25 protein-coding genes are annotated in these 25,774 nt (G+C 65.2%); 18 read left to right on the top strand and 7 right to left on the bottom strand.

Annotated elements, in window-relative coordinates:
- Positions 1 to 4: 4 nt before the first annotated feature.
- On the bottom strand, positions 5 to 511 hold the full coding sequence (locus QI450_RS11950) for an Lrp/AsnC family transcriptional regulator (RefSeq protein ID WP_226773977.1): 507 nt from the start codon (positions 509 to 511) through the stop codon (positions 5 to 7).
- Positions 512 to 644: 133 nt separating this feature from the next.
- Between QI450_RS11950 and QI450_RS11945 the strand changes: the two genes are divergently transcribed.
- Positions 645 to 1,808, top strand: coding sequence for a PLP-dependent aspartate aminotransferase family protein (locus tag QI450_RS11945; RefSeq protein ID WP_226773976.1), 1,164 nt, complete (start codon positions 645 to 647; stop codon positions 1,806 to 1,808).
- Here QI450_RS11945 and QI450_RS11940 read toward each other — a convergent pair.
- Positions 1,798 to 3,099: an MFS transporter gene (locus QI450_RS11940; protein WP_226773975.1), complete on the bottom strand. Its 1,302-nt coding sequence runs from the start codon at positions 3,097 to 3,099 to the stop codon at positions 1,798 to 1,800. The two genes, QI450_RS11945 and QI450_RS11940, sit on opposite strands and share 11 nt — an antisense overlap.
- Positions 3,100 to 3,165: 66 nt before the next feature.
- Here QI450_RS11940 and QI450_RS11935 point away from each other — a divergent pair, with 66 nt between their 5' ends.
- Entirely contained in the window at positions 3,166 to 4,194 is a 1,029-nt protein-coding gene (locus QI450_RS11935) for a LysR family transcriptional regulator (RefSeq protein ID WP_282468017.1), read from the top strand.
- 97 nt (positions 4,195 to 4,291) lie between these two features.
- Here the strand turns inward: QI450_RS11935 and QI450_RS11930 are convergent, their stop codons facing one another.
- Positions 4,292 to 5,353 carry a nitronate monooxygenase gene (locus tag QI450_RS11930; RefSeq protein WP_226776061.1) on the bottom strand — a complete coding sequence of 354 codons (1,062 nt, stop codon included), beginning with the start codon at positions 5,351 to 5,353 and terminating at the stop codon, positions 4,292 to 4,294.
- Positions 5,354 to 5,404: 51 nt separating this feature from the next.
- Between QI450_RS11930 and QI450_RS11925 the strand changes: the two genes are divergently transcribed.
- The 9 genes from QI450_RS11925 to QI450_RS11885 all read left to right on the top strand — a co-directional run bounded on the left by QI450_RS11925 (position 5,405) and on the right by QI450_RS11885 (position 14,376).
- Positions 5,405 to 6,334, top strand: coding sequence for a BadF/BadG/BcrA/BcrD ATPase family protein (locus QI450_RS11925; RefSeq protein WP_282468171.1), 930 nt, complete (start codon positions 5,405 to 5,407; stop codon positions 6,332 to 6,334).
- Between the two features lie 25 nt (positions 6,335 to 6,359).
- Positions 6,360 to 6,812 (top strand): NUDIX hydrolase, encoded by a 453-nt coding sequence (locus QI450_RS11920; RefSeq protein WP_226776063.1) that lies wholly within the window; start codon positions 6,360 to 6,362, stop codon positions 6,810 to 6,812.
- 276 nt (positions 6,813 to 7,088) lie between these two features.
- A complete protein-coding gene (gene rsgA, locus QI450_RS11915; protein WP_226776064.1) occupies positions 7,089 to 8,261 on the top strand; it encodes a ribosome small subunit-dependent GTPase A in 1,173 nt (390 codons plus the stop codon).
- A gap of 267 nt (positions 8,262 to 8,528) precedes the next feature.
- The gene (locus QI450_RS11910) at positions 8,529 to 9,623 is read left to right on the top strand and encodes an ABC transporter ATP-binding protein (protein WP_282359678.1); all 1,095 of its coding nucleotides are present in this window, start codon (positions 8,529 to 8,531) and stop codon (positions 9,621 to 9,623) included.
- A complete protein-coding gene (locus QI450_RS11905; protein ID WP_226776065.1) occupies positions 9,623 to 10,357 on the top strand; it encodes an ABC transporter permease in 735 nt (244 codons plus the stop codon). Before QI450_RS11910 ends, QI450_RS11905 begins: the two co-directional genes overlap by 1 nt.
- Positions 10,354 to 11,100 carry an ABC transporter permease gene (locus QI450_RS11900; RefSeq protein WP_226776066.1) on the top strand — a complete coding sequence of 249 codons (747 nt, stop codon included), beginning with the start codon at positions 10,354 to 10,356 and terminating at the stop codon, positions 11,098 to 11,100. The genes QI450_RS11905 and QI450_RS11900 overlap by 4 nt, the downstream gene beginning before the upstream one ends.
- On the top strand, positions 11,097 to 12,059 hold the full coding sequence (locus QI450_RS11895; RefSeq protein ID WP_226776067.1) for an ABC transporter substrate-binding protein: 963 nt from the start codon (positions 11,097 to 11,099) through the stop codon (positions 12,057 to 12,059). The genes QI450_RS11900 and QI450_RS11895 overlap by 4 nt, the downstream gene beginning before the upstream one ends.
- Positions 12,060 to 12,225: 166 nt before the next feature.
- Positions 12,226 to 13,446 carry a pyridoxal phosphate-dependent aminotransferase gene (locus QI450_RS11890; protein WP_226776068.1) on the top strand — a complete coding sequence of 407 codons (1,221 nt, stop codon included), beginning with the start codon at positions 12,226 to 12,228 and terminating at the stop codon, positions 13,444 to 13,446.
- A gap of 75 nt (positions 13,447 to 13,521) precedes the next feature.
- Positions 13,522 to 14,376 (top strand): PPK2 family polyphosphate kinase, encoded by an 855-nt coding sequence (locus QI450_RS11885; protein ID WP_226776069.1) that lies wholly within the window; start codon positions 13,522 to 13,524, stop codon positions 14,374 to 14,376.
- A gap of 15 nt (positions 14,377 to 14,391) precedes the next feature.
- On the opposite strand, the gene QI450_RS11880 is transcribed toward QI450_RS11885, so the two are convergent.
- Both QI450_RS11880 and xseA read right to left on the bottom strand, forming a co-directional pair.
- Entirely contained in the window at positions 14,392 to 14,628 is a 237-nt protein-coding gene (locus tag QI450_RS11880) for an exodeoxyribonuclease VII small subunit (protein ID WP_226776070.1), read from the bottom strand.
- 96 nt (positions 14,629 to 14,724) lie between these two features.
- Positions 14,725 to 16,011: an exodeoxyribonuclease VII large subunit gene (gene xseA, locus QI450_RS11875; RefSeq protein WP_226776071.1), complete on the bottom strand. Its 1,287-nt coding sequence runs from the start codon at positions 16,009 to 16,011 to the stop codon at positions 14,725 to 14,727.
- Positions 16,012 to 16,247: 236 nt separating this feature from the next.
- On the opposite strand from xseA, the gene QI450_RS11870 reads away from it, so the two are divergent.
- Positions 16,248 to 17,126, top strand: coding sequence for a hypothetical protein (locus QI450_RS11870; RefSeq protein ID WP_226776072.1), 879 nt, complete (start codon positions 16,248 to 16,250; stop codon positions 17,124 to 17,126).
- 9 nt (positions 17,127 to 17,135) lie between these two features.
- Complete coding sequence (locus QI450_RS11865) at positions 17,136 to 18,227, top strand: 4-hydroxy-3-methylbut-2-enyl diphosphate reductase (protein WP_226776073.1); 1,092 nt, start codon at positions 17,136 to 17,138, stop codon at positions 18,225 to 18,227.
- Between the two features lie 21 nt (positions 18,228 to 18,248).
- On the opposite strand, the gene QI450_RS11860 is transcribed toward QI450_RS11865, so the two are convergent.
- On the bottom strand, positions 18,249 to 19,529 hold the full coding sequence (locus tag QI450_RS11860) for a DNA recombination protein RmuC (protein ID WP_226776074.1): 1,281 nt from the start codon (positions 19,527 to 19,529) through the stop codon (positions 18,249 to 18,251).
- A 91-nt stretch (positions 19,530 to 19,620) separates the two neighbouring features.
- Between QI450_RS11860 and ychF the strand changes: the two genes are divergently transcribed.
- Entirely contained in the window at positions 19,621 to 20,706 is a 1,086-nt protein-coding gene (gene ychF / locus QI450_RS11855; protein ID WP_226776075.1) for a redox-regulated ATPase YchF, read from the top strand.
- A 299-nt stretch (positions 20,707 to 21,005) separates the two neighbouring features.
- On the opposite strand, the gene QI450_RS11850 is transcribed toward ychF, so the two are convergent.
- Positions 21,006 to 21,368, bottom strand: coding sequence for a DUF488 family protein (locus QI450_RS11850; protein ID WP_226776076.1), 363 nt, complete (start codon positions 21,366 to 21,368; stop codon positions 21,006 to 21,008).
- Between the two features lie 449 nt (positions 21,369 to 21,817).
- Between QI450_RS11850 and QI450_RS11845 the strand changes: the two genes are divergently transcribed.
- From QI450_RS11845 to QI450_RS11830, 4 genes are all read left to right on the top strand, one after another.
- Positions 21,818 to 21,979 (top strand): hypothetical protein, encoded by a 162-nt coding sequence (locus QI450_RS11845; RefSeq protein ID WP_226776077.1) that lies wholly within the window; start codon positions 21,818 to 21,820, stop codon positions 21,977 to 21,979.
- Positions 21,980 to 22,010: 31 nt separating this feature from the next.
- Positions 22,011 to 22,166: a hypothetical protein gene (locus tag QI450_RS11840; protein ID WP_226776078.1), complete on the top strand. Its 156-nt coding sequence runs from the start codon at positions 22,011 to 22,013 to the stop codon at positions 22,164 to 22,166.
- Between the two features lie 509 nt (positions 22,167 to 22,675).
- Positions 22,676 to 23,344 (top strand): SDR family NAD(P)-dependent oxidoreductase, encoded by a 669-nt coding sequence (locus tag QI450_RS11835; protein WP_226776079.1) that lies wholly within the window; start codon positions 22,676 to 22,678, stop codon positions 23,342 to 23,344.
- Between the two features lie 523 nt (positions 23,345 to 23,867).
- The gene (locus QI450_RS11830) at positions 23,868 to 25,652 is read left to right on the top strand and encodes an ABC transporter family substrate-binding protein (RefSeq protein ID WP_226776080.1); all 1,785 of its coding nucleotides are present in this window, start codon (positions 23,868 to 23,870) and stop codon (positions 25,650 to 25,652) included.
- Positions 25,653 to 25,774: the final 122 nt, after the last annotated feature.

Raw genomic sequence — 25,774 nt, 5'->3', positions numbered from 1 at the left:
AGTCCTAATCCGGCAGCGGGCCCAGGTTTCCCTGGATGTGGTCGAACACGAGGGTGGTTTCGGTGTGGCCCACGACCGGGTCGGTGGCCAGGTTGTCCAGCACCCAGTCCCGCAGATCTTCAGTGGTGGCGACTGCGATATGCAGCAGGTAATCGACCGAACCCGAGGTGTGGAACGTGGACAGGACTGCAGGGAGCTTCGGGACCCGGGCGGTAAAGCGGTCGATCTGCTCGCGGTCGTGGGCCCGGAGCCTGACGGCAATGAGGGCCTGCACGGAACGGCCGATCGCGGACAGGCTTAGCTTCGCCTCGAAGCCTTCGATGATGCCGCGTTCGGTTAGCGCCCTGGTGCGCATCAGGGCCGTGGACGGAGCGATGCCGACCAGTTCGGCGAGCTGCTTGTTGGAGATCCTGGCGTCGGCCACGAGGGCCGCGAGCAAGCGCTCGTCGATGGCGTCCAACGGCTCGCCGGAGCTGGCTCCGGGCCGAAGATTCTTCGCACTGCTGCCCACGGGTCCTCCTTGGTGTGTTGTCAGTTCATCATAAGCGGCTGATTCCGGCACTTCCATTCGCCGACCCTACAAAACTCCGAATTATTGCCGGATACTTCTGGTATTCAATGGTGAATATTCATAAGGAGCAACGGTGCTTTCTCAAGACTCGCTGGCAGTCCACGCCGGCCGGAACGGCCTCACGGAACTGGGCGTTCACGCTGTGCCGATCGATCTTTCCACCACCGCGCCGCTTCCGTCCGTGCACGACGGGGGCCTCGCCTATGAACACATGGCCACCGGCGGCGCTCATTTGGAAGGGCAGAGCACCGTCTACCAGCGGCTCTGGAATCCGACCGTTGCGCGGTTCGAAGAAGGCGTCGCCGTCCTCGAAAAGACACCGGAGGCGGTCGCATTTGCCACCGGTATGGCCGCGCTTAGTGCTGTATTGCTAGCGGTCGTCGCGACCGGAAAGAAGCATGTGGTCGCGGTGCGGCCGCTGTACGGCGGGAGCGACTATCTGCTGGCATCGGGGGTGCTTGGCAACGACGTTACATTCGCCACCCCGGACGGTGTGCACGCCGCGCTCCGGCCCGATACCGGACTGGTGATCCTTGAGACGCCGGCTAACCCGAGCCTGGAACTCGTCGATATTGCCCGGGTGGCCGCAGCGGCGGACGGCGTCCCGCTTCTGGTTGACAACACTTTCGCGAGCCCCATCCTTCAGCAGCCCTTCGACCTTGGTGCCGATATGGTCCTGCACAGCGCCACCAAGTTCCTCGGCGGACATGGCGATGCGATGGGCGGTGTGGTGGCTGCCGCTCCCGAATGGAGCACGCGGCTGCGCCAGATCCGGGCCGTCACCGGCGGCATTCTCACACCGTGGCCGGCCTACCTGCTCCACCGCGGCCTCGCCACGCTCCCGGTCCGGGTGCGCGCTCAGCAAGCCAGTGCGCAGAAGGTTGCGGTCGCCCTGGCCGGGCACGGGCTCGTTCGGCGTGTCTTCTACCCTGGGCTGCCCGAGTGCGATCCGCAGGGGCTGATCGGCAGCCAGATGGCGGGCCCGGGCTCGCTGATCGCGTTCGAGGTGGGCAGCGCTGAGCAGGCCGAACGGATTCCCGGTGCGGTCGGCATGATTACGCATGCGGTTTCGCTCGGCGGCATCGACACCCTGATCCAGCATCCGGCTGGGCTGACGCACCGGCCGGTTGCAGCCGAGGCTAAACCGAATGCCAGCCTGCTGCGGGTCTCGATTGGCCTGGAAGACCCGGCCGACGTTGTGGCTGACCTCGTGCAGGCCATCGAAGCTACCCGCTAGCCGGAGCCGGAGCAGCGGCCGGGGCCGCCTGCCGGGCGGGGTGCACGACGGCGGTGATCACCGCCGTCGTGCCGGCCAGCCCGATCACGGCCAGGGCCAGGGCCGCCCAGCCAAGTGACTGGAAGACCAGTCCGCCGGCCCAGCCGATGACGCTGGATCCGAGGTAGTAGGCGAGGTTGTAGAGCGAGGCTGCCTGGGCCCTGCCGGTCCTGGCAATTACCCCGGTCCAGCCAGCGCCGACGCTGTGCGCCGCGAAAAAGCCGGCTGTGAACAGCAGCAGGCCCACCAGGATGGGCGCCAGCAATTGAAGCAGTGTCAGGGCCAGGCCGGCCACCATCAGCATCGTTCCTGCGATCAGCACAGTGCGCCGCCCGAACCGCGCGGTGAGTCCGCCGGCCCAGCGGGAGGAGACAGTGCCGGCAAGGTAGGCCAGGAAGATCAGGCTGACAATAGTGGCCGGCAGGCCAAAGGGTTCCCCGGAAAGCCGGAAGCCAAGGTAGTTGTAGACGGCCACGAATCCGCCCATCAGCAGGAATGCCTGGATGTAGAGGGCCATCAGGCGCGGGTTCCGGGCGTGTCCGGCCAGAGTGCGGAGCGCGCCGCGAAAGCCGCCGGCCGTTGCCGCCGTGAAGCCCCTGGCCCGGGGCACCAGGAGCAGGAACATGGCGGCCGCCGCGGCCGCGAGGAGCGAGACGGCCAGGGCAGCGGCCCGCCAACCCCAGAGTTCGCCGACAAAGCCGGCAACCAGCCGGCCGGCCAGCCCGCCCAGGGTGGTGCCGGCGACATATGTTCCGGCCGCCAGCGCCGCGTGGGCCTTGTTGACCTCCTCATGCAGGTATGCAATGGCGATGGCGGGGATGCCGCCCAGTGCCATTCCTTCGAGCATCCGCAGGCCCAGCAAGATCGGGAGGCTGGCGGCGAGCGGGACCATCAGGCCCAGGACCGTCGCCGCCGAGATGCCCCACATCATGACACGGACGCGGCCGATGCGGTCGGCCAGGAACGACCAAGGAAGTACCGTCACGGCAAGCCCCGCAGTGGCTACGGAGATCGTCAGTGCCGCCTCGGCCGCCGTGACCTGCAACTCCGTTGCCATCATCGGCAGGACCGCCTGGGTGGAGTACAGCTGCGCGAAGGTGGCGACGCCGGCAAAGGCCAGTCCGGCAAGAATCTTCGTGTAGGCCGCGGATCCCCTGGCGTGCCCTGGCCAGGCCGGCCCCGCCACGCCGATGACGCCCGGTGTTGCCGCGGAGCCTGCGGTGGGGAGTTGGCGGCGCAGGCGTCGGGGCATGATCTCAGGATAGGCTCCCCAAAGGCATGTCTCCAATGCATGTTTCCCATAGAATCAATAGCAAATATGGAACGATGGAAAGATTGGTCGACGGGCGTGGAGCACAAACAGATGGCCCAGCTGCTGCCGCTGCTTCCTTTGCTGGCCGAGCTCGGACGGACCCAGCACATTACTGCGACGGCAGAAGTGCTGGGACTGCCACAATCGACAGTCAGCCGGGGAATCGCGAGGGCCAGCAGCATCATCGGAACCGAACTGCTGATCCGTGACGGCCGCGGCGTGCGGCTGACCTCCGCGGCCAGGGCGCTCCTTCCGCATATCGAGGCTGCGCTGGGCGAGTTCCAGTCCGGCCTGGACCTGGTCCGGCATGAGTCGGAGGTGGCACGGGGCCGGATCGCGGTGTCCTTCCAGCACACCTTCGGGGAGGCAATGCTGCCGCTGTTGATCAGCGCCTTCCGCGTCCGGCATCCCCAGCCGGCCTTCGACCTCAGCCAGGGGGCACGGGCCGGTTGCCTGGCGGAGTTGGCTGCCGGTGCGGCAGACCTGGCGCTGACCGCCCCTGTCGCGGTTCCCGGCCGGCTGATCTCCTCCGCTGCCCTGTACCGGGAACCGTTGCGGCTCGTTGTGCACCACAGGCACCCGCTCGCGGGACGCCGTCGGGCCGCTCTGGCGGAGATCCGGGGCGAACCCTTCGTGGCGATGGGTCCCGGCTATGGCATGCGCTCGCTGACAGACGCGTTGTTCCGGGAAGCTGGTTTCCGGCCCCGCATCGCGTTCGAGAGCCAGGACACCCACACCGCCAGGGGACTCGTCTCGGCAGGGCTCGGCGTCAGCATCCTCCCGCCCGGCGGCCCTGCCCCTGCCCCCGGCGGCCCTGCCCCTGCCCCCGAGGGCGCCGCGCAGCCCGGCGACCTTGGCTGGGTGGAGCTCGCACTGGATTCAGGCCTCGCCTTTCGGGAGATTGGCCTGGCCTGGCGGGAACGGCGCGGGGGAGCAGGCCCCGAGCCGTACCCGGTGCGCCTGTTCCGGGAGCTGGTGCTCAGTGAAGGCCCTGCACTCCTGGCAGGCTTCGTCCGCGAGCGCTCCGGCGCCTGAAACCGCCGTCATCCGCTAGCGGGTTCGATCCGGGCTCGCCGCATCGAAACCGCGAGTACGTCCGAAAGCCGCGAGCCGGCGGTATCCCTTCCGGCCGTCAGCCCAGCAGCTCCGCCACTACCTCCGCAACGGATCCGGCCCGGGCCCGTTGCCAGCCCGTCCCGGCCCAGAGGTTGACCCGCTCTCCGTCCCCTGCGGCGGCAGCAGCGGCGCGCAGCGGGGCGGTCAGGTGGTGCACAGCCGGGTAAGCGTCCGGGGCATCGGGATGGTCCCGGACAAAGTCGTTAACCAAGGCCCGGGCCGGCCGTCCGGTGAAGGCCCGGGTCAGCGCCGTCCGGGTGAAGTGCGGACTGGCGAGGGCATCCTTATGCAGCTGCCGGGCGCCGCTTTCGGCCGTGCGGAGGAACGCGGTGCCCAGCTGCGCCGCCTGGGCCCCCGCGGCCAGAACCTCCTCGACTCCCGCCCGGTCCATCACTCCGCCGGCAGCCACCAGCGGGATCCCGACGGCGGCCCGCACCGCCGTGACAAGTTCCGCCGTCGAGCCTGGCCCGCCGCCGCCGCCGCCGCCGTCGCCGAGGTTGTGGCCGCGCCCCGTGGCGCCCGGCTGAAAGGCCGCACTGTGGCCGCCGGCGCTGCCGTGCTGCACCACCAGTGCGTCCACGCCCTGTCCTGCGGCCTCCAGCGCCTCGGAAACCGTCGTGACGGTCGCAAGCACAGCGGAGCCGGCCCGATGCAGCGCGCGCACCACGTCGGTGCCCGGCAGGCCGAACACAAAGCTGACCAGTTCCACCGGATCTGCCATCAATAACTCGACTTTGCCCGGCCACTGGTCGTTGTCATCAAGCCGCAGCGGCGGGATATCAATGCCGTACCGGAGGGCATCCGCGCGCAGGCTGCCGCGATAGTCCTCAAGCTGCGCGCGTAACGCTGCGGACGGTGGCAGCTGGGCGGGGTCCGGCACAAAGACATTGATCCCGAACCGGCCCCCGAGGGCGCGCGAGCTGCGGATCTCCGCCTGCATGGCCTCCACGGTTTTGTAGCCTGCGGCCAGGAAACCCAAGCCGCCGGCATCGTGCACCGCTTTCACAAAGTCCGGAGTGGATGCTCCGCCGGCCATCGGGGCGGCGATGATGCGCGAGTCGAAGATGTGGTGCGACATTGCTCACTCCTGTCGGTGATTCAGTAGTCTGGTCCGGTGACTCATTCTGACATCCCGCCGGCGGCGGACCCCGTTCTCCCGGCCGCGCCCGCCACGGGTGCCGTGATCGGCCTTGATATCGGCGGGACCAAGACGCGCGGCGTGCGTTTTGAGGCCGGCAAGGCAGTGGCCGACGAATCCGTAGGCAGCTCCAACGTCCAAAATGTCAGCCGCGAAGAGGCTGCCCTGAACCTCGTGGAGCTCTTCGCCAGGATCGGCGGCGGCAAGGTTTCCCAGGTCTATGCGGGCGCCGGTGGCATCGATACCGATGACGACGCCGCGGCGCTCGCCGCCCTGATCGCCCCTAACGTGCCGGGTGCCCGCATCACAGTGGTCCACGATTCGCGGCTCCTGCTGGCGGCCGGCGGCGCCACCACCGGCGTCGCTGTTATTGGCGGAACGGGCTCGGCTGCTTGGGGCCGGAACAGTGGCGGCGAGGAAGCCCGGGCCGGCGGCTGGGGCTACCTGCTCGGAGACGAGGGCAGCGGCTACTGGCTGGGCCGTGAGGCGGTACGCCACAGCCTTCGCCGGATGAATCAGGGGCTGGAACCGGACCAGCTCACCACGGCGCTGCTGGCATCCTGCGGTGCGGATGAACCCAACAAACTGATCGCGCTGTTCCATTCTGCGGACACGGGGCGCCGGTATTGGGCCGAGCGGGCCCGGCTGGTGGTCGATGCCGCCCTCGCCGGCCACGCCGCCAGCCAGGAGCTGGTGGACCAGGCCGGACGGGATCTCGCTTCCCTCGCGGTGCAGACGGTCCGGCAGTTGGGCAGCGAGGGCCCGGTAATCCTGGGCGGCGGACTGGGTATGAACGTGCAGCTCCTGCAGGAATCCTTCCGGGCCGCGCTGGCCGATGCGGGCATCACCGACGTCCGCGTCCTGGCGCAGGACCCCGTCTTTGGAGTGCTGCGGCTGGTAGCCGAGCAGCGCCGAGGCTGATCCGGCCGGCTACTACGCTGGAGCAATGAGCCTGAACTTCGACACCCGCCCCGCCGCGTACGCGGTCATCATCCGCGACGGCGCCATCCTCCTGGCGTACTGGAAGCAAGGTGGCAAGGAAGGCTGGACCCTGCCGGGGGGCGGCCTTGACCTGGCCGAGCACCCTGTCGACGGCTGCCGCCGTGAGGTTTACGAGGAGACGGGGTACCACGCCGAAGTCGGTGCCATGCTGGGGATTGATGTTGGCCATTGGCCGGCTGAGATCCGGATCGACGGCGGTGAACGGGACTTCCAATCGCTCCGGCTCGTCTACGAGGCGACGGTCACCGGCGGGCACTTACGGCACGAGGTGGACGGCAGCACCACACACGCGGCCTGGATTCCGTTGGCCGAGGTCGAAGGGCTGAACAAGGTCTCGCTCGTCGACGCGGCGCTCCGGCTCCGCCGCGAGCGGCCAGTCAACGGAAAAGTCTCCTGACGGCGTCCTAGCCAGGGCGGGGAAGCCCCGTTAGGCTGGGACCGTCGGCAAAATATGCGGCGGCATTCTGGAAGTGACGCGGGAGGTGGAGATGATGACTGCAACCGAACTGTGCGCACTGCGCGCCACCACCAGCCAGCCCCATATTCCTTCCCCGGTCAGCAGCAACCGCCAGCCCTAACTCGGCGAGGTTCAAACGAACCCGCAGCGCGGCACGCGCACCGGGGCCCACCTAAGGGTTCCTCGTTGAGATCTTCTTCTGCACGTCCAGGCGCCATGGGCGCCAGCCCGGCCAAAACCAAGCAACTGCTTGTGGGCCCCGCGGCCTACGGCTTCACTGCCGGCATCGCCGACCGGTACGCGGCCCACCCTGTGCCCGGCGGCACCGGCACGGGGCGGATCATCAGGGTGGACCGAAACCTGGTCCTCATCGCCACCTGCGATACGACCCTCCACTTGCCCTACCCCGGCAACGGCGCACTGCCCGTCACCGGGGACTGGGCCTGGCTGGGATCCAACGCGGCTGGGGAGGCTGCCATCACCGGGATTCTCCCGCGGCACTCGGAACTGAGCCGCAAACGCGCCTTTGAAGGCTCGTCCGAGGCACAGGTCCTCGCCGCCAACATGGATGTCGTCGGCATTGTGGTGCCCGTGGACCGGCCGCTTAGCCATAACCGGCTGGAACGGACCCTCGTCGCCGCGTGGGACTCGGGTGCCACACCGATGGTCATCATCACCAAAGCGGACCTTGCCGACATCGCGGACGACGTCGTTGGCACCGTAATTCGCCAGGCCGCCGGCGTCGCGGTAATCACCACCTCCGCGGAACAGCGTGACGGCCTCGACGAACTGCTGGGCCACCTCCCGCCCGGCGGCACCCTTGTGCTGCTGGGCCCTTCGGGGGCCGGTAAGTCGACTCTTATCAACGCCCTCGCCGGCGTCCGGGTCCAGGATACGGGAGCAGTCCGCGCCGGTGACGGCAAAGGAAAGCACACCACCACCTCCCGCGAACTGGTGCCTCTGCCCGGCGGTGCGGTGCTGATGGACACTCCGGGGGTTCGAGGCTTCGGGCTCTTCGATGCCGACGGCGGGATGGCGCAAATGTTCGGCGATCTCGAGGAGCTCTTCGCACGGTGCCGGTTTTCCGATTGCGCCCACGGCAGCGAACCCGGCTGTGCCGTGCAGGGCGCACTCGGTGACGGATCCCTCGATGACCGCCGCTGGGAGAGCTACCTGAAACTGCAGCGTGAACTCAGAGCCCTGTCCCGGCGGCATGATGCTGCCGCCGACCGCGCTTTTGCGCGGGGGCGGCAGCAACAGATCGCCGACGCCGGTAAAAGCCAGCGGGCGGCGGCGCGGGACAGCCACGAGGCTGCGGAAAACCAAGGTGTAAGACGCGGCAGGAGAGGCCGGAGCGGGCAGCCAGGGGCCGGCCGGCGGCACCGGTGACACTGCGCAGGGTGCCGCGGGATGTGCCGTAGCGCAAGGGTGGGTGCCGCGGCGGAAGTTTTTTCCTGCGGCACCCATCCAAAACCGGCCGCCCTACGAATCATTAAGTCAGCAACAGCGCCCTTGACGATTTCACTGCTTTTTCCTGACTTTGTCAGTCGCGCTGGCTACGCTGGGTCCTACTGCTTTACAGTCAAAAATCAGCATGCCTAAGATCAGCAAGCTGGACCGTCCGATATTGCCGCCAACAGTTAGGTAAGCCCGGAAATGGCTGAAGCCATGATCGAGTTCCAGAACGTCACCAAGCAGTACCAGGGCGGCGCGCCGGCCGTCGATGACCTGACCATGTCCATCGACAAGGCAGCCATTACGGTCTTTGTCGGGCCGTCGGGGTGCGGCAAGACCACCTCGCTGCGGATGATCAATCGGATGGTCGAGCCGACGTCGGGATCCATCACAGTGGGTGGCGAGGACGTTACGACCGGGCCGGCGGCGAAGCTGCGCCGCTCCATGGGCTACGTGATGCAGTCTTCCGGGCTGATGCCGCACCGCTCGGTACTGGACAATATCGCCACCGTTCCCCGGCTCAACGGCGTGTCCAAGGCCGAGGCGCTCAAACGCGCACACGAACTTCTCGACGTCGTCGGGCTGGCGTCCGCGCTGGGCAAACGGTATCCCTCTCAGCTGTCCGGCGGCCAGCAGCAGCGTGTGGGAGTGGCGCGTGCGCTCGCCGCGGACCCGCCCGTGCTGCTGATGGATGAGCCTTTCAGCGCCGTGGACCCGGTGGTCCGCGACGAATTGCAGCAGGAACTCCTGCGGCTACAGCGCGACCTGGCCAAGACCATCGTGTTCGTCACGCACGACATTGACGAGGCCACGGTGCTGGGGGACAAGGTGGCTGTCTTTGGCCTGGGTGGCAAACTGGCGCAGTACGCAACTCCGGAAGAGATCCTGCGTGCCCCCGCCAACGACTTTGTGGCCTCGTTTGTGGGCCGGGACCGCGGCTTCCGCCACCTCGCTTTCAGCCCGTCCGACGGCGTCACAGTGCATCCTGCCAGGACCGTTACTGCCGATGAACTCAAACTCGCCGGCAACGACGCCGCCGGTTGGCAACTGCTGGTCGGTCACGACCTGCGTCCGCTGGGCTGGTCGGGCCCGGGCATGGGGTCCGAATCGGTTCCCGGCGGGTCTCTCTTCCGCAAGGGCGACACGCTCCGCCGCGCGCTCGACGCGGCCCTGTCCTCGCCCTCCGGTCTCGGCGTCGTCGTGGACGAGGACGGCCGGGTGGCCGGCGTTATCACCGCTGAAGAAGTCCTCGCCGTGATCGAATCGGACCGGCACGTCCGGCACGGCGCGCTCTGATGGAATGGTTCCTGGCAAACAGCGCTCAGGTCTACAGGCTCGCCGGGCAACACCTCGTCCTGGCCATCTTGCCGATGGTTTTCGGAGTGCTGATTGCAGTGCCGGTGGCACAATTTGCGCGGCAGAACCGCGGACTGCGGTCCGTGCTGGTGACGGCGTCCTCACTGCTGTACACCATCCCGTCCCTGGCGCTTTTTATCATCCTGCCGACCGTGCTGGGGACGCGGATCCTGGACCCGGTCAACGTGGTTGTTGCCCTGACCCTCTATGCCGTCGCCCTGCTGGTACGTGCCACCCTGGATGCTTTTGACTCCGTCGACGAGGACCTCCGGCAGGCGGCGGTCGCCATGGGCTTCAAGCCCTTTGCCCGCTTCCTGCAGATCGATCTGCCGCTTTCCCTGCCGGTGCTTTTTGCCGGATTGCGCGTCGTCTCAGTAAGTAACATCTCACTGGTCAGCGTCGCGGCCCTGCTGGGCATCGGCAACCTCGGTATGCTTTTCACCTCCGGGCTGCAGCGCGATTTCGTCACCGAAGTGATGGTGGGCATCATCGCCATCCTGATTCTCGCGCTGGTGATGGACGCTGTCCTGGTCCTGCTGGAGCGGCTGCTGACACCCTGGACCCGTGCCGCGGCCGCCCCGGCTGCCGGCACCGAATCCGGCCACCACACGCCGGGGACCAAGGCCGCGGCGCTCCGGTTCGCCCGTCCAAAGACGGGCGGGGGAAACGCATGAGCAACGTCGTGACCGAAACCTTCGCATGGCTCGGCGACCCCAAGCACTGGACGGGCAGCGCCGGCATCCCGGAACGTCTCGTGGAGCACCTGCTGTACACCGGCCTGGTGATGCTGATCGCCACCGCCATTGCGGTGCCTATCGGCCTCTACGTCGGGCATACCGGGCGCGGGCGGGTCGCCGTTGTTGCTCTCGCCGGCGCCCTGCGTGCGCTGCCGACCCTCGGCCTGCTGACGCTCTTTGTCCTGCTGGCCGGCATCGGACTGATGCCGCCGATCTGGGCGCTTGTGATCCTGACCGTGCCGCCGCTGCTCGCCGGCACCTATGCCGGCATTTCCAGTGTGGACCGGAACGTCGTCGACGCCGCGCGGGCCATGGGCATGACCGAACTCCAGGTGCTCTTCCGGGCCGAGTTTCCCAACGCGCTGCCCGTGATGTACGGCGGATTCCGGACCGGTACACTCCAGGCCATCGCCACCGTCTCGGTCGTCGCATATATCAACCTGGGGGGGCTTGGCCGCTACTTGTTCGACGGGCTTGTGCTCTCAGACTTCCCGCAGATGCTGGGCGGCTCCCTGCTCATCGCCGGCCTCGCGATCACCGTCGACCTGGCCCTTGCCCTCATCCAGCGGCTCTTCCTGTCCCGGGGAACCGCATCACAGCCAAACCGAAGCCATCAGGCTGCGGTTGATCTCACAGACCCCGTACCAGCGGGGACTGTTGTTCAAGGAGGTACGTCATGAAGGAAACCCGCCAACGAGCACTCGGCAGGCGCGCATTCGGCGGCCTGGCCGCCGGCGTCGGCCTGGCCATGGCATTGTCCGCCTGCGGCGGCTCATCCGATCCGCTCTCCACCGCACCCGCCTCTGCCGAAACCGGCTCCGGTTCCGGCGCGGCCCTCGTAATCGGTTCGGCCGATTTCCCTGAAAGCCAGATCGTCGCCGAGGTCTACGCCGGTGCGCTGAACGGGGCCGGCGTCACGGCAAGCACCAAGCCGAACATCGGTTCCCGCGAGGTTTATTTCAAGGCGGTCCAGGACGGATCAGTGGACGTCATTCCCGATTACAGCGGAAACCTGCTGCTGCACGTGAGCAAGGACGCCACGGAGGTCTCCGCGGGAGACATCTACAAGGCACTCTCGGAGAAGCTGCCTGAGGGACTGGCCGTGCTGGAGGCTTCCAAGGCAGAGGACAAGGACGCGATGGTTGTGACCAAGGCCACTGCGGAGAAGTACCAGTTGAAGTCGATCGAGGACCTCGCCAAAGTCTGCAGCGAAATCGTGGTGGGTGCCCCGGCGACCTTCGCGGAGCGCGCCTACGGGCTCCCCGGCCTGAAGAAGAACTACGACTGCGTGCCCAAGAAGCTGGAACCGTTCAGCGACGGCGGGGGTGCCGTCACGCTCAAGGCCCTCCTCTCGGACCAGGTCCAGGTAGCCGACATCTACACCACCACTCCGTCCATCGCAGACAACGACCTGGTGGTGCTCGAGGACCCGAAGGACAACTTCATCGCCCAGCAGGTCCTCCCGCTGTACAACAAGGCCAAGATGACGGACAAGGCGAAGGAAACCCTGAACGCGGTCTCGAAGGTTCTCACCACCGAAGACCTGATTAACCTCAACCGGGCTGTCAGCGGCAGCCAGAAGCAAAACCCGAAGGACGCTGCTGCGGCCTGGCTCAAGGACAAGGGACTGGTCAAGTAGGGCCTGCCCCCGGCTTTTTCTGAGGAACGACGGCGGTGGCCGGACTTCCCTGCGGATGCGGGGCGGGCCGGCGGCCGCCGTCGCGGTTCTTCCGCCTGTGACGGCGGCCCGGTGTTGTGAGTCAGATCTCGCCGGAACTACATCCGCCATATGGCATATTTGATGAATGGCAGAATTCAAGCAGTCCACCAAGCTTCATAATGTCCTTTACGACATCCGTGGACCGATCCTTCAGGCCGCCCAGCAAATGGAGGCGGAGGGTCATCGGATCCTCAAACTGAACATCGGAAATCCGGCCCCGTTTGGGTTTGAAGCGCCGGACGCGATCCTGGTGGACATGATCCGACACCTGCCGCACGCCCAGGGCTACAGCGACTCCCGCGGCATCTTCTCGGCCCGGACAGCTGTCTCCCAGTACTACCAGACCCGCGGGATCCAGAACATCCACGTCGATGACATCTACCTTGGCAACGGCGTCAGCGAACTTATCACCATGTCCTTGATGGCGCTGCTGGACGACGGCGACGAGGTCCTCATCCCCACGCCGGACTACCCGCTCTGGACGGCCTCCGTGGCCCTGGCCGGCGGCCGGCCGGTGCACTACCTGTGCGATGAGGAGTCCGGCTGGCAGCCCGACCTGGAGGACCTCGAAGCGAAAATCACCCCGCGCACCAAGGGCATCGTGGTGATCAACCCCAACAACCCCACCGGCGCCGTCTATCCAGAGGAAACGCTCAAGAAGATTGTGGTCCTGGCCGAAAAGCACGGACTGGTGCTGTTCGCCGACGAGATCTACGAAAAGATCCTCTATGAGGACGCCGTGCACGTGAACATGGCCAGCCTTACCGGTGACGACGTCCTGTGCCTGACTTTCAGCGGACTGTCCAAGGCCTACCGGGTGTGCGGCTACCGGGCGGGGTGGATGGCTATTTCCGGACCAAAAAAGGAAGCCGCGGATTATCTCGAGGGCATCAACCTGCTGGCGAACATGCGTCTGTGCGCGAACGTCCCGGCGCAGCACGCGATCCAGACGGCGCTGGGCGGATACCAGAGCATCAACGATCTGATCCTGCCGGGCGGCCGGCTGCTCGAGCAGCGGAACAAGGCCTATGACATGCTCAACGCCATTCCCGGGGTCAGCACGCAGCAGGCACGGGGGGCGATGTACCTCTTCCCCAAGCTCGATCCTGAGGTTTACCGCATCCGCGACGATGAGAAGTTTGTCCTGGACCTGCTGCGTGAACAAAAGATCCTTGTCTCCCACGGCCGCGCCTTCAACTGGGTCCGCCCCGACCACTTCCGGATGGTCACCCTGCCGCTTGTGAAGGATCTGGAGGAGGCCATCAACCGTATGGCGGACTTCCTGAGCCGGTACAAGGGGAACTAGCCTGAACTGAGCAGCGGCGCGGGCGGTTGTCCGGCGTTCCGAACGGAGGCTGCCTGAACCGGAAAGAGGCAAGGGATGTCAGACATCGTGAGATTCAAGCAGCACCCTTCTGAGACTTTGAAGGTGGGTAAGGGTTTCAGGCTGAAGGACGTGGATCCGGACGCCACCCCGGGATACCCGGGGGACAAAAGTGATGGCGAGCTGCTGCTCTCCGACCTGGACGATAACCTGACGGTGTTCCAGGAGCAGCTCTTTGCCGAGTCCCGGTTCGGCGGCACCAAGCGCCTCCTGTTGATCCTGCAGGCCATGGACACCGCTGGCAAGGGTGGAATCGTGAACCACGTGATGGGCACCATGAACCCGCAGGGGGTCCAGTTGAGGTCGTTTAAGGCCCCCACCGACGAGGAGAAGTCGTATGACTTCCTGTGGCGGATCGAGAAGGAAGTGCCCGCGGCCGGCATGGTGGGAGTCTTTGACCGGTCCCACTACGAGGACGTCCTGATCCACCGCGTCCACCGTTGGGCGGATCCGAAGGAACTCGAACGCCGCTACCAGGCCATCAACGAATTCGAAGCCCGGCAGACCGCCGCCGGGACGAAGATCGTTAAGGTGATGCTCCACATCAGCCCCGATGAGCAGAAGGAGCGGTTGCTCGCCCGGCTGGACGATCCGGCCAAACTTTGGAAGTACAGCAGCAACGACCTTAAAGAACGCGCGTTCTGGGACGACTACATGGCTGCCTACCAGGCGGCTTTCGACCACACGAATTCCAGCGCTTCACCCTGGCATGTCGTGCCGGCCAACAAGAAATGGTACGCCCGGATCGCCGTCCAGCAGCTGCTGCTGGACGCGATGGACGGGCTGAAGCTGGAGTGGCCGGTTCCCGAGCTTGACGTCGCACTGGAGCGGGACCTTGTGGAGCGCTCCTGAGCGGCCGTGCCGGGACTACTCCGGGCTGTCCCGGGCGGCTAGGTCCCGGGCCGCGGACAGGCGCTTGCGGGCACCCTCGAGCCATTGTTCGCAGCGTTTGGCCAGAGCCTCGCCGCGTTCCCACAAAGACAGCGACTCCTCAAGGCTTACGCCGCCTGCCTCGAGTCTGCTGACGACCCCGACGAGCTCCTCGCGGGCTTCCTCATAGCTCAGGGCATCAATGTCGTTGCCGGGCGTGGTTTCTGCTGCCATGGTGTGCTGCTCCTTGTTGGGTCGGGGGAAGGAATTGATCGGGGCTGGCCGGGCGGGGTTTTGATTCTGCGGTGACCCGCTTTGCCGGCACCGGACTTAGTCTTCGGCGGGTTCCTGGCCACCGGTCGACTCTGCGGTGAACCGGCCACCGGCCACGCGAACGGTGAGGGGAGTGCCGGGCGGAGCCTGCTCGGGGTGCCGCACAACGCCGTGCCCGGTGCCCGGGGTCGAACCGCCGACGGCGAGCTGCACTACCGCATATCCCCGGTCCAGGGTTTTCTGCGGCGAGAGGGCCCGGACCTGGGCCTTCAGGTGCACCAGCTGGTCAGACGCCCGCACGACGGCGGTGGTGACCGCGGCCCGGGAACGGCCCGTGAGCCGTTCGACGTCGTCGTACCGGCCCCTGACCATAACGTCGGGGGACGCCAGCACAGGTCGGGATCTCAACGCCGCCAACCGGTCCGTTTCGCGTTCCACCAGTCGGGTGACACCGCGCCGAAGCTGCTCCCGGGCCTGACGGACCCGGGCGAGCTCCTCGACGACGTCCGGGACGATCCGCTTGGCAGCGTCGGTCGGGGTGGAGGCGCGCAGATCCGCGACATCGTCAAGAATCGGCCGGTCCGCCTCGTGGCCGATCGCGCTCACTATCGGTGTGGACGCGACGGACACCGCACGGATAAGTTCCTCGTTGCTGAACGGCAGCAGATCCTCCAACGCACCGCCGCCGCGGGCGATCACGATGACGTCCACCGCCGGGTCCGCATCCAGTTCGCGGAGTGCGGCGATGACCTGTGCGACCGCAGTGTTGCCCTGGACAGCCACCTCGCGGACTTCGAATTCCACAGCGGGCCAGCGCAGTGCTGCGTTGCGCAGCACATCCTTCTTGGCGTCCGAGTTGCGCCCGGTGATCAGGCCGATCCGGTGCGGAAGCAGCGGCAGGCGCTTCTTGCGGGCATCGGAGAAGAGCCCTTCCGCCGCCAGGGCATGCCGGAGCCGCTCGATCCGTGCGAGCAGGTCACCAAGGCCAACCGGCCGGATGTCCTTTACCGACATGTTCAACCTGCCGGTCTTGAGCCACAATTCCGCCTTGAGCAGGGCTACGACCCGGGAGCCTCGTTCCAGCGGGCTTTCCTGCCGGTCCAGCACATTAGTCCAGACCGACGCAGGCAGGGAGATTTCGGCGTCGATGTCTCGCAGCGTGAGGTAGGCGTTGGTGCCCCGCCGGTTCAGTTCGATCACTTGGCCTTCGACCCAGGCGGACGGGGCGCGGTCAATGTGCGTCTTGAGCTTTTGGGACAACAGCTGCAAGGGCCAAGGATTGTCGGGGCTGGTTTCTGCCGCCGTGGCCGGAACGGTCGTGGCTGCTGCGGCGTCCTCAGACATGCCGGTACCCCGGTACGGGGATGGCCTGGTGCATATGGATAGGTGTCCTTTGTCGGGGCGGGGCGGCCCGCACGGGTCCTTCTCGGCGATTGCGCATCAGGAAGGGCCAGCGGCGGACAACTCGAATGTGTCGGGTTCAACTCTATCCATAGGCCTACCATGGGGGGCGCGACTTTATTGTTCGGCAGGACGCCCCCCGTAAGATGGCACTACCCGTCAATTTCCTAGGAATCCTTGTGCGCACTTTTGTTTCGGCCGTAGCGGTAATCATCGGTCTTGTCCTTACGGCTGTCGCTATTCCAGCCATGTGGGTGGATCGGAATATCGTGCAGGAGGACGGTTTTGTGGCATTCGCCGCCCCGCTGGGCAAGGACCCGGCGTTCCAGCAGCGGCTGGCCGGCGCCGCGGTCGGCAGCCTCGGCGCGGATCAAATTCCCCAGGCGATCAGTGGACTCGTTACGCCAGTCTTGCAACGTGCCGCCAAGTCCCTCACGGCCATGCCCGGCTATCCCGAGGCCTGGACCGAAACCCTGCGCAAGAGCCACCGGCTGAATTTCGCCGACCCCAAGGCTCGTCCCGCCGGCACGGGCACCGGAACCTCATTGACGCTGGACCTCGCCCCACTCGTCGGTCTGGTGGCGAACCAGGTGGCGGAAGCCACCTCCTTGCAGCTGACGGCCCCTGACCAGCTGCCGATTACCCTTGGGCAACCGAAGCACCGGCAGATCCTGGACCGGGTCTCCGCTGTCGCTCCGATTGGCTACCCGCTCGCCGCCGGCGCCCTCATCTCCTTCGCGCTGGCCTTCGTGGCCGCCCGGCGGCGCCCCACAGTCCTCGCCGGGATCGGGCTCGGTGCCCTCGTGCTGGCCGGAGCCTGGCAGCTTGCCGCCGGCGCAGCCGGGAGTGCGGTGAAGGGAACGTCCAGCGGCAACGCGGTCGCGGAGATCTTCAAGAGCGAGTTCGTCTCCGCTGCCAGCTCAAGTTTCGGCCAGTGGATCCTGGCGGCAGCGGCGGCTGGCGGCGTCTTGCTCGCGGCCGGCCTGATCCTGCGCGCCCGCCCCCACCGCCGGGTGCCGCAACCGCTGGCACAGCAGCAGGTCCCTCAACACCGGTAGCATTGGGGCATGACCTCCACAGCCGTGTCCATTCCGATGCCAACCGTCCCGCGCCGTCGGCGTTCGCCGGAGGAAGTGCTGGCGGCAGCCGCCGTAGCGGGCCCCAAAAGGGTTCTGCTCGCCGCGCCGCGCGGCTACTGCGCCGGCGTCGACCGGGCAGTCATCGCGGTGGAAAAAGCGCTGGAGCACTACGGCCCTCCGGTTTACGTCCGCAAGCAGATCGTCCACAACGTGCACGTGGTGAGCTCCTTGGAGGAAAAAGGGGCAATCTTCGTTGACGAGACCGACGAGGTCCCCGAGGGTGCCCTGGTGATCTTCTCTGCCCACGGCGTCTCGCCGGCTGTGGTCCAGTCTGCCGAGGACCGGGGTCTGCGGACCATCGACGCGACCTGCCCGCTCGTCACCAAGGTGCACAAAGAAGCCGTGCGCTTCGCGAAGGACGACTTCGACATCCTCCTAATCGGCCATGACGGCCATGAGGAAGTCGAGGGAACGGCAGGCGAGGCTCCCGAGCACATCCAAATCATCAACGGCCCGCACGAGGTCGGCAAGGTTACGGTCCGGGACCCGGAAAAGGTCATCTGGCTTTCCCAGACCACGCTCAGCGTTGACGAAACGATGGAAACCGTCCGGCTCCTCAAGGAACGGTTCCCCACCCTGCAGGATCCGCCCAGCGACGACATCTGCTACGCGACAACTAACCGACAGGTCGCCATCAAGAAGATCTCACCCCAGGCCGACTTGGTCATCGTCGTCGGATCGGCAAACTCGTCGAACTCTGTCCGGCTCGTGGAAGTGGCCCTGGAGTACGGCGCGAAGGCTTCCTACCGGGTGGATTTCGCCAACGAGGTCGACGAATCCTGGTTCGAGGGGGTGGCGACCGTTGGTGTGACCTCGGGCGCCTCGGTTCCGGAAGTCCTGGTCAAGGACGTCCTGCGACTGCTGGCTGACTACGGCTACGGCACCGTCGAGGAAGTCGTCACGGCCGAGGAAGACCTGCTTTTCTCGCTGCCGAAAGAACTTCGCGCCACGTTGAAGCAGGCCGGGGACGTCACCCGTGCCCTCGGCGGCCGCGGGGCACGCACCACCCAGACCTCTTAGGAACTCCCGGCCCCGGGCCGGCTAGGCTGCCGATTCCCGGACCTCCTCGCCCGAGTCGCTGCCGGGGTTCCCGGCCGAGGTCCCGGAACCGTTCCCGGGCTGGAGTTCGGGGGCGGCCACGGAACGCGGCGTCACCTCCACGGCAGCAGGTGTGACCAGACCTGCGGCGTCCAGGGCATTGAGCTTCCGGGCCGTCGGCAGCACCCGCGCCTCCAGGGTTCCCACCAGGGAGTTGTAGCGTTCCACGGAGGTTTTCAGCGAGGAGCCGAGCTTGGTGACGTTCTCACCGAGCGTTCCCATCCGTTCGTACAGCTGGCGGGCAAGTTCAAACAGCTCCCGGGCGCTGTCCGTCAGGACGTCTTGACGCCAGGTGAAGGCTACGGATTTCAGCACTGCCAACAAGGTTGAGGGCGATGCCAGCACCACATTCTTGGACAGGGCATAGTCCAGCAGGGCCGGGTCCGCGGACAGCGCGGCCGCGAGAATCGATTCGGCCGGCAGGAAACAGACCACAAGTTCCGGGGAGTTGCCCGGAATGTCCCAGTACTTTTTCCCGCTCAGCGCGTCCACATGGGCCTTCAAGGCCTTGGCATGGGCCAGGAGATGAGCCTGCTGCCCGCCCAGCGACTGTGGGTGGGGCGGGCCCGCGGCGGACGCACCAAGCTCCTGTGCCGCCAGATAGGACGTGAGCGGTACCTTCGCGTCGACGACGAGTTGCTTCTGACCGGGAAGCTGCACCACCAGGTCTGGCCGGACACTGGCCTCGGTTGCGCCGTGGGCCTGCCCGCTGTGGACCTGCTCGTGGAAATCCACATGGCGCAGCATCCCCGCGGCCTCGACCACGCGGCGCAACTGGACCTCACCCCACTGTCCGCGGGCGCTGTTGGACCGCAGCGCGGACTCAAGGGCATGCGTTGAGCGCAGCAGCTGTTCGTCGGAAAGGCGGGCTTCCTGCAACTGCTGCGCGAGCTGCCCGTACTGTTCCAGGCGGTCGCGTTCCAGGAGCGAAACCTGCCGCTGAACGGCCGTGAGCTTCTCCGCCACCGGGGCCAGGGCCCGCAGTACGCTGCCGTCCTGGTTCCGGGATTCGCCGAGTTCCCGGTTCTGGGCTGCCAGCAGTCGCCGCTCGGCGTCCGCCGCGGCGAACTGGGCGCTGACCTCGGCAAGCCGGCCCGAGACGGCGTCGAAGTCGCGCTCCACCGCGGCGGTTCGTCGCCGCACCAGCAGGTAGGCCACGACGGCGCCGGCGACGGCGCCAATGAGAAGCATCAGAAGTGAAAGGATCAGTGCAAAAGCGTCCATGCCTTCACTCTGGCATGCCCCTGTGACAGTTTGCGTCCGACTCCCGGCAGCGGTCCCGGTCCCGGGCCGCAAGCGGGTAGAATTGGTCCTCGTGGCTCTTACTATTGGCATCGTCGGACTGCCCAACGTCGGCAAATCAACTCTTTTCAACGCACTGACCCGCAACCAGGTGCTCGCAGCGAACTACCCGTTCGCCACGATCGAGCCCAACGTTGGTGTGGTCAACCTGCCGGACCCGCGGCTCGCCAAGCTGGCCGCCGTCTTTGGGTCCCAGCGTCTGCTGCCGGCTCCGGTGTCGTTTGTGGACATCGCCGGTATCGTCAAGGGCGCGTCGGAGGGCGAAGGCCTGGGAAACAAGTTCCTTGCCAACATCCGCGAGGCCGAGGCCATCGCGCAGGTTGTCCGTGTGTTCGCTGATCCCGACGTCATCCACGTCGACGGCAAGGTGGATCCCCGCTCCGACATGGAGACCATCAACACCGAACTGATCCTGGCTGACTTGCAGACCATTGAAAATGCAATTCCCCGGATCGAAAAAGAAGTCAAGATCAAGAAGCGGGAAGCGGCTGAACTTGCAGCCATCCAGGCGGCCCAGGCCGTCCTGGAACGCGGCGACACCATCTTCTCCTCGGTCAAGAGCGACAAGCTGGAGATGGAACACCTCAGGGAGCTCAGCCTCCTCACGGCCAAGCCATTTATCTACGTTTTCAACGCGGACGAAGGTATCCTCGGCAGCCCCGAGAAGCAGGAAGAACTGCGGGCCATGGTTGCCCCGGCAGACGCCATCTTCCTCGACGCCAAGCTCGAGTCCGACCTCGTGGAACTGGACGAGGAGGAAGCCCGCGAGATGCTGGAACTGAACGGCCAGGACGAATCCGGACTCGACCAGCTGGCGCGCGTCGGCTTCCACACCCTTGGACTCCAGACTTACCTGACGGCCGGCCCCAAGGAAACCCGGGCGTGGACCATCCACCAGGGTGATACGGCCCCGCAGGCCGCCGGTGTGATCCATTCTGATTTCCAGCGCGGATTCATTAAGGCCGAGGTCGTCTCCTTCAACGATCTCATCGAAGCCGGTTCCATGGCCGAGGCGAAGTCCCGGGGCAAGGTCCGGATCGAAGGCAAGGAATACGTCATGGCCGACGGCGACGTGGTGGAGTTCAGGTTCAATGTGTAGTTCCTGACCTCACGAGACCTTTTGCGATGGCCGCCAAGAACACATGTTCTTGGCGGCCATGCGCTTTCTGAGACCGGTTGCCACCGATGTTGTCAGCATGTTTGCCGTACAAAGAATGACGGCCCAAGGTCAAGTCCCAGAACCAATTAACCGGACGTCCCCTCGTCGGTCTAAGGTCTCGAGTCAACCAAATCCGGGTCAGTCTCCAGCTCCGGACGCGTCAGTGGTTGTCCGGTTCCAAGTCATGGATCGGTTCCTTCCGGAACTCCTTCTCCTGAGGTGCGCCGGATGCACCTTGGCTACCGTCCGATCAGGTCGGCCAAGACATGGGCCTCACTGATGTCGGCGGCTTTGGTTGCCGTCAGCAACGTCAGCCGTTGGTCCTTGGCGAGTTCGCTCAGATGGTTAAGCGCCTGCGCCCGGGCGGGTTCTTTAAGCTCGGCCTTGTAGCGCTTGGCAAACTCGTCGAACTTGGCAGGGTCGTGGCCGTACCATTTGCGCAGCTCCGTTGACGGGGAGACGTCTTTGCACCACTCGTCCAGTGCCGCCTTGGCCTTGGTCATCCCGCGGGGCCAGATGTGGTCTACCAGAACCCGGACGCCGTCGTCGTCGCTGATCGGATCATAGACCCGGCGCACCTGAACATCAGTTGTAGTCGACATTGCCCAGCCTCCTCGCTGACTTGCGGCACGGCACCGATACCTTTCTTGGGAAAGCGACGCCGGAAGCGGCCAAAAACCCTGTGGGTCTTCGTCCTCGGTGACATTATGCTCTCCCGATCCCTGCAGGAGCCACATCACCATGAGGATGCACCGGACCGCTCAGCAGGCTTGCGAGAGTGACCTGGTAGCCGAGACCCTCGGGTGCCAACCGCTCTTTCCTTGCTGCGCGGCGCCTTGCATCGGGTGTGGTCGTCCGCTAATGGTCGAAGGACAGGGCGGCACCGTCACCGCTATCGATCCAAGCCCGGAGCCTAACATCAATCGGTTCGGTGGCGGTGGACGAATCAGGTCAGGGTAATGACGCACAGACTTGGTTGAACAAAGGGGAGCAGACGCACGTCCGGCGGCGCGTCGCCGTCGCCGTCGCGTAACTGTTGCACGAGTCCAAGGTGGACCGAGCAGACCACCTGCGGGTGACGCCGTGCAGCATCGCGGAATGGGCACCGCCGCACCTGGACGACATCGCCGTCCGGCGCCGGGTCGAAACCGAGCCCGTCAAGGACCTCAAGGAGCCCGCTCCGTCGATCGACGGAGTCGGAGCGTTCGGCTAAGAGCCCGCGTGCCCAGTCACGGCCGGCGTTAATGGCACAAACTAAGGAGCGGGTGGCCGGTGCACCGCCGTACGACCCAGAACTGGTCAACGACAAAAAGTACCACCAGAACTCGTACAGCTACTTCGGCTTTGCCCCCTACTGGTGGGGCGGCTATTCATACCCGATCCTCCCCATCGCACGATAGGGCGGAGCAGCTGGCTGCCGTCTGGGCGGTCACATTCAGCGGCCGCCGTCGAAAAGAAGAGGTACCACTGTGTCCCTTCCAATAACGAAGTTGGTTCAATCGGGTTCTCAAGGACATGCCTATCCGGACCGAGCCGGAGCCGGATGCCCCCGATGGATCATTTACCTTGCACAGCTCAATGAATTATTGAGACTGCCGCGCTGCTTCGGCATGGGGCCGATTGTGTTTGTGCGATTTGAGCATCCGTGGGTTCGGTGTGCTTATTGTGTAACACGCGGGTGTGCGTCGGTGCCGCGGATGCCCATAAATTGCAGCACCAAGGGGTGCGCGGCCGCGGGGCATGACATACATCTCTCCAAATCTCAAGGCTGTGGCATGAAACTTGGGGCGCTTCACGCCGGGGGTGCGCGTGAAGCTTGCATCGCTGTCTGGGGAATACCGCAGTCGTCCAACCTCAGCAAACCGACTCGGGCTGGGCTGCCTGCCGCACGTGATTTAGGATCTACCCCATGACGAATCTTCAGGGTGCGGTTGTTCTGGTAGTCGGCGCCACCGGCGGGCTCGGCTCGCGGATCGCCGATCAGCTGGAGAGTAGCGGCGCCATTGTTGCCCGGTCGTCAAAGTCTGCTGGGCACGATCTACGTTCACCTTCTGTGATTCGGGAGGTGCTGGATGCCACGAATGCGCAGCACGGACGTCTCGACGGGCTGGTGGTTGCGTCCGGGGTCGTCGCCTTCGGCTCCGCATCAGACCTTGAACCCGCCACGGTGGACGAACTGTTCGCTGTGAACACGACCAGTGCGATCCAGCTCATTACCCAGAGCCAGCCCTACCTCGCGGCCTCGGCACATGACGGCCGGGAGCCCTTCGTGGTAACACTGAGCGGCGTTGTCGCTGAGACACCCGTCGCCGGTCTGGCAGCATACTCGGCGTCGAAAGCTGGGCTCGCGGCTTTTGTTGTCGCAGCGGCGCGCGAGTATCGTCGCGCGGGCATCCGACTCGTGGATGCCCGCCCAGGCCACACAGGCACCGCGCTGTCCGAGCACCCGATCGCCGGGTCAGCGCCGCGATTCGGAGCGCCGCTGGATCCAGACCTCGTTGCAGCGCGGATCATCAACGCGATCGTCGATGGCGAGAAGGATCTGCCCAGCACCGCCTTCCAGACGCGGCCGAGATGATGAAACTGAGCGCTGAATGCGAAGGCCACGGCTCAAGTGGGCGAGCCTGGCCTTCCGAATACAGCGCTAGAGAGTCGGATGGATTCTGAAGTGGGTTCATTGCTGACGGCCGGGGCATGGAATCCACCTGGCTCCTGCTCGGAACCGCTCCGAACAGAAGTTATTCGCTTACGGAACGTGGTGGAGTTCAGCTTCAACGTGTGATGGCCTGGTGAATTCATCAGGTCAGCAGGTCTAACTTGAGAAGCCCCGATTTCAGAATCGGGGCTTCTTTTGTGCCCGTGCACGTTAGCGGCGAGAACAAACCGCGTCAAGGAATTGGTGGAATTCCGGCCTTGGCGCGGAGCAGATTGTTGCAGCTCGATAACGAACTTTACTGGTGGTCAACTTTCCCTCCCTTTGCCTGGTTTTGGGTTTACGCTTCATCCCATGTGAGACGAACCACACTGCCGCTGGGGGAGTGCGGACGTCTGACCGGTGCCTCGGGCGCCGATCACAACCACACCTATAACAAGGAGGCGGAATGCGCTTCGGTCGTATTTCCAAAGCAGTGGGCGTGGCAGCAGCTGCTGCGCTGGCACTCAGTGCCTGCGCCGGCAACAGTGGCGGGACAACCCCCACCAGTGCTGCGGCTGGAGGCCAGCAGGGCGGCTCTGTTGCTGTTGCCGAAACCAACGGCTTCAGCAGCTTCAACTCCGGAACGGCGGATGGCAACTCCGACGTGAACGGACACGTCGGTTACGCCACCCACTCCAGCTTCATTTACATCGACGACAAACTGAACATCGTCAAAAACGAAAAGTTCGGCAAGTACGAGAAACTCTCCGACAATCCGTTGACGGTCAAGTACACCGTCAACGAAGGGGTGAAGTGGTCGGATGGCACGCAGGTGAGCGCCGCCGATCTTCTGCTTTCCTGGGCCTCAGGTTCCGGATACTACGACGACGCCGATGCTGAAGCCAAGACAGGCACCACCTATTTCAAGACGGCGGCCGATACTTCCGGGTTGAACCTGACGGACTTCCCCGAGCTCGGGAGTGACGGGCGGAGCCTGACGCTCAAGTATTCCAAGCCATTTTCCGATTGGGAACTGGCGTACAGCTTCCCGGGTAACGGCGGCGTCGATATTCCCGCCCATGTAGTGGCCAAGCAAGCGGGCCTGAAAGACGCACAGGCCCTGGTGGATCTGCTCAAGGGTATTAAGCGCGGGGACAGCAAGTCACCGCAGCCGGTCAACGAGGGCTTGAAGGCCGTCGCTGATTTCTGGAGCACCGGGTTTGAGTCGAAGACGCTGCCCAGCGACCCGAGCCTGTACCTCTCCAACGGTCCCTACATCATCAAATCCGTGGTGCCGGAACAGTCAGTCACCCTGGTCCGCAACAAGGATTACAACTGGGGCCCCGCTCCGAAGCTGGACGAAATCGTGGTCCGGACCATCGGCGCTGCCCCGGCCCAGGTGCAGGCACTGAAAAACGGCGAAGTGGACATTATCAATCCGCAGGCTTCAGCGGACACCGTGGACCAGATCAAGGCCCTCAGCGGGGTCAACCTGCTCTTGGGCAACCAGCTCTCCTACGATCACCTTGACCTGAACTTCTCCGGCCCCCTGGCGGAGAAGAGCGTTCGCGAAGCGTTTTTGAAGACAGTTCCGCGCAAGGACATTGTGGACAAGATCATCAAGAAGATCGATCCGCAGGCCAAGCCGCTCGACTCGCAGATCTTTGTGCCGGCCCAGGCCGCCTACGCTGACTCGGCTGCCAAGAACGGGTCGTCGATGTACCAGGATGTCGATATTGACGGTGCCAAAAAGCTCCTCAACGGTGCTACGCCGGAGATCCGCATCATGTACAACAAGGACAACCCCAACCGGGTGGATGCTTATTCGCTGATCCGTGAGTCCGCCACGAAGGCAGGATTCAAGATTGTCGACGGCGGCCTCGGAAAAGCGGACTGGAGCTCAAGCCTTGGCGACGGCTCTTATGATGCGACCATCTTCGGGTGGATCAACTCCGGTGTTGGTGTCTCGGGGACTCCCCAGATCTTCAAAACCGGAGGTGGATCGAACTTCAACTTGTTCTCTGATCCCGAAGCCGACAAAGCCATGGACGAATTGATCGTCACCACGGATAAATCGAAGCAGGATGAGCTTCAGACCAAAATTGACGCGGCCATCTGGAAGTCCGCGTATGGCGTTCCGCTGTTCCAGTCACCGGATGTCAAGGCATCCTCTGACCAGATCACCGGGGTGACCGCAATGCCGAACCAGACCGGCGTCTGGTGGAATGTCTGGGACTGGTCCCGGAAGTAATCCAACGCTGAGCGAACAAATCGCCTAGCGGGGGGCGCCGGGGCCGAGTTTTATGGCCCCGGCGCCTTCTGACTACCCACCGGCACTTTGCCGGCTCCACTGGCATTTGAAGGCCGGGGCAC

Source organism: Arthrobacter sp. EM1, from assembly GCF_029964055.1.
Classification (GTDB): Bacteria; Actinomycetota; Actinomycetes; order Actinomycetales; family Micrococcaceae; genus Arthrobacter.
Note: the sequence above shows the minus strand (reverse complement) of the source record. Positions and strands in the feature narration are given on the sequence as shown.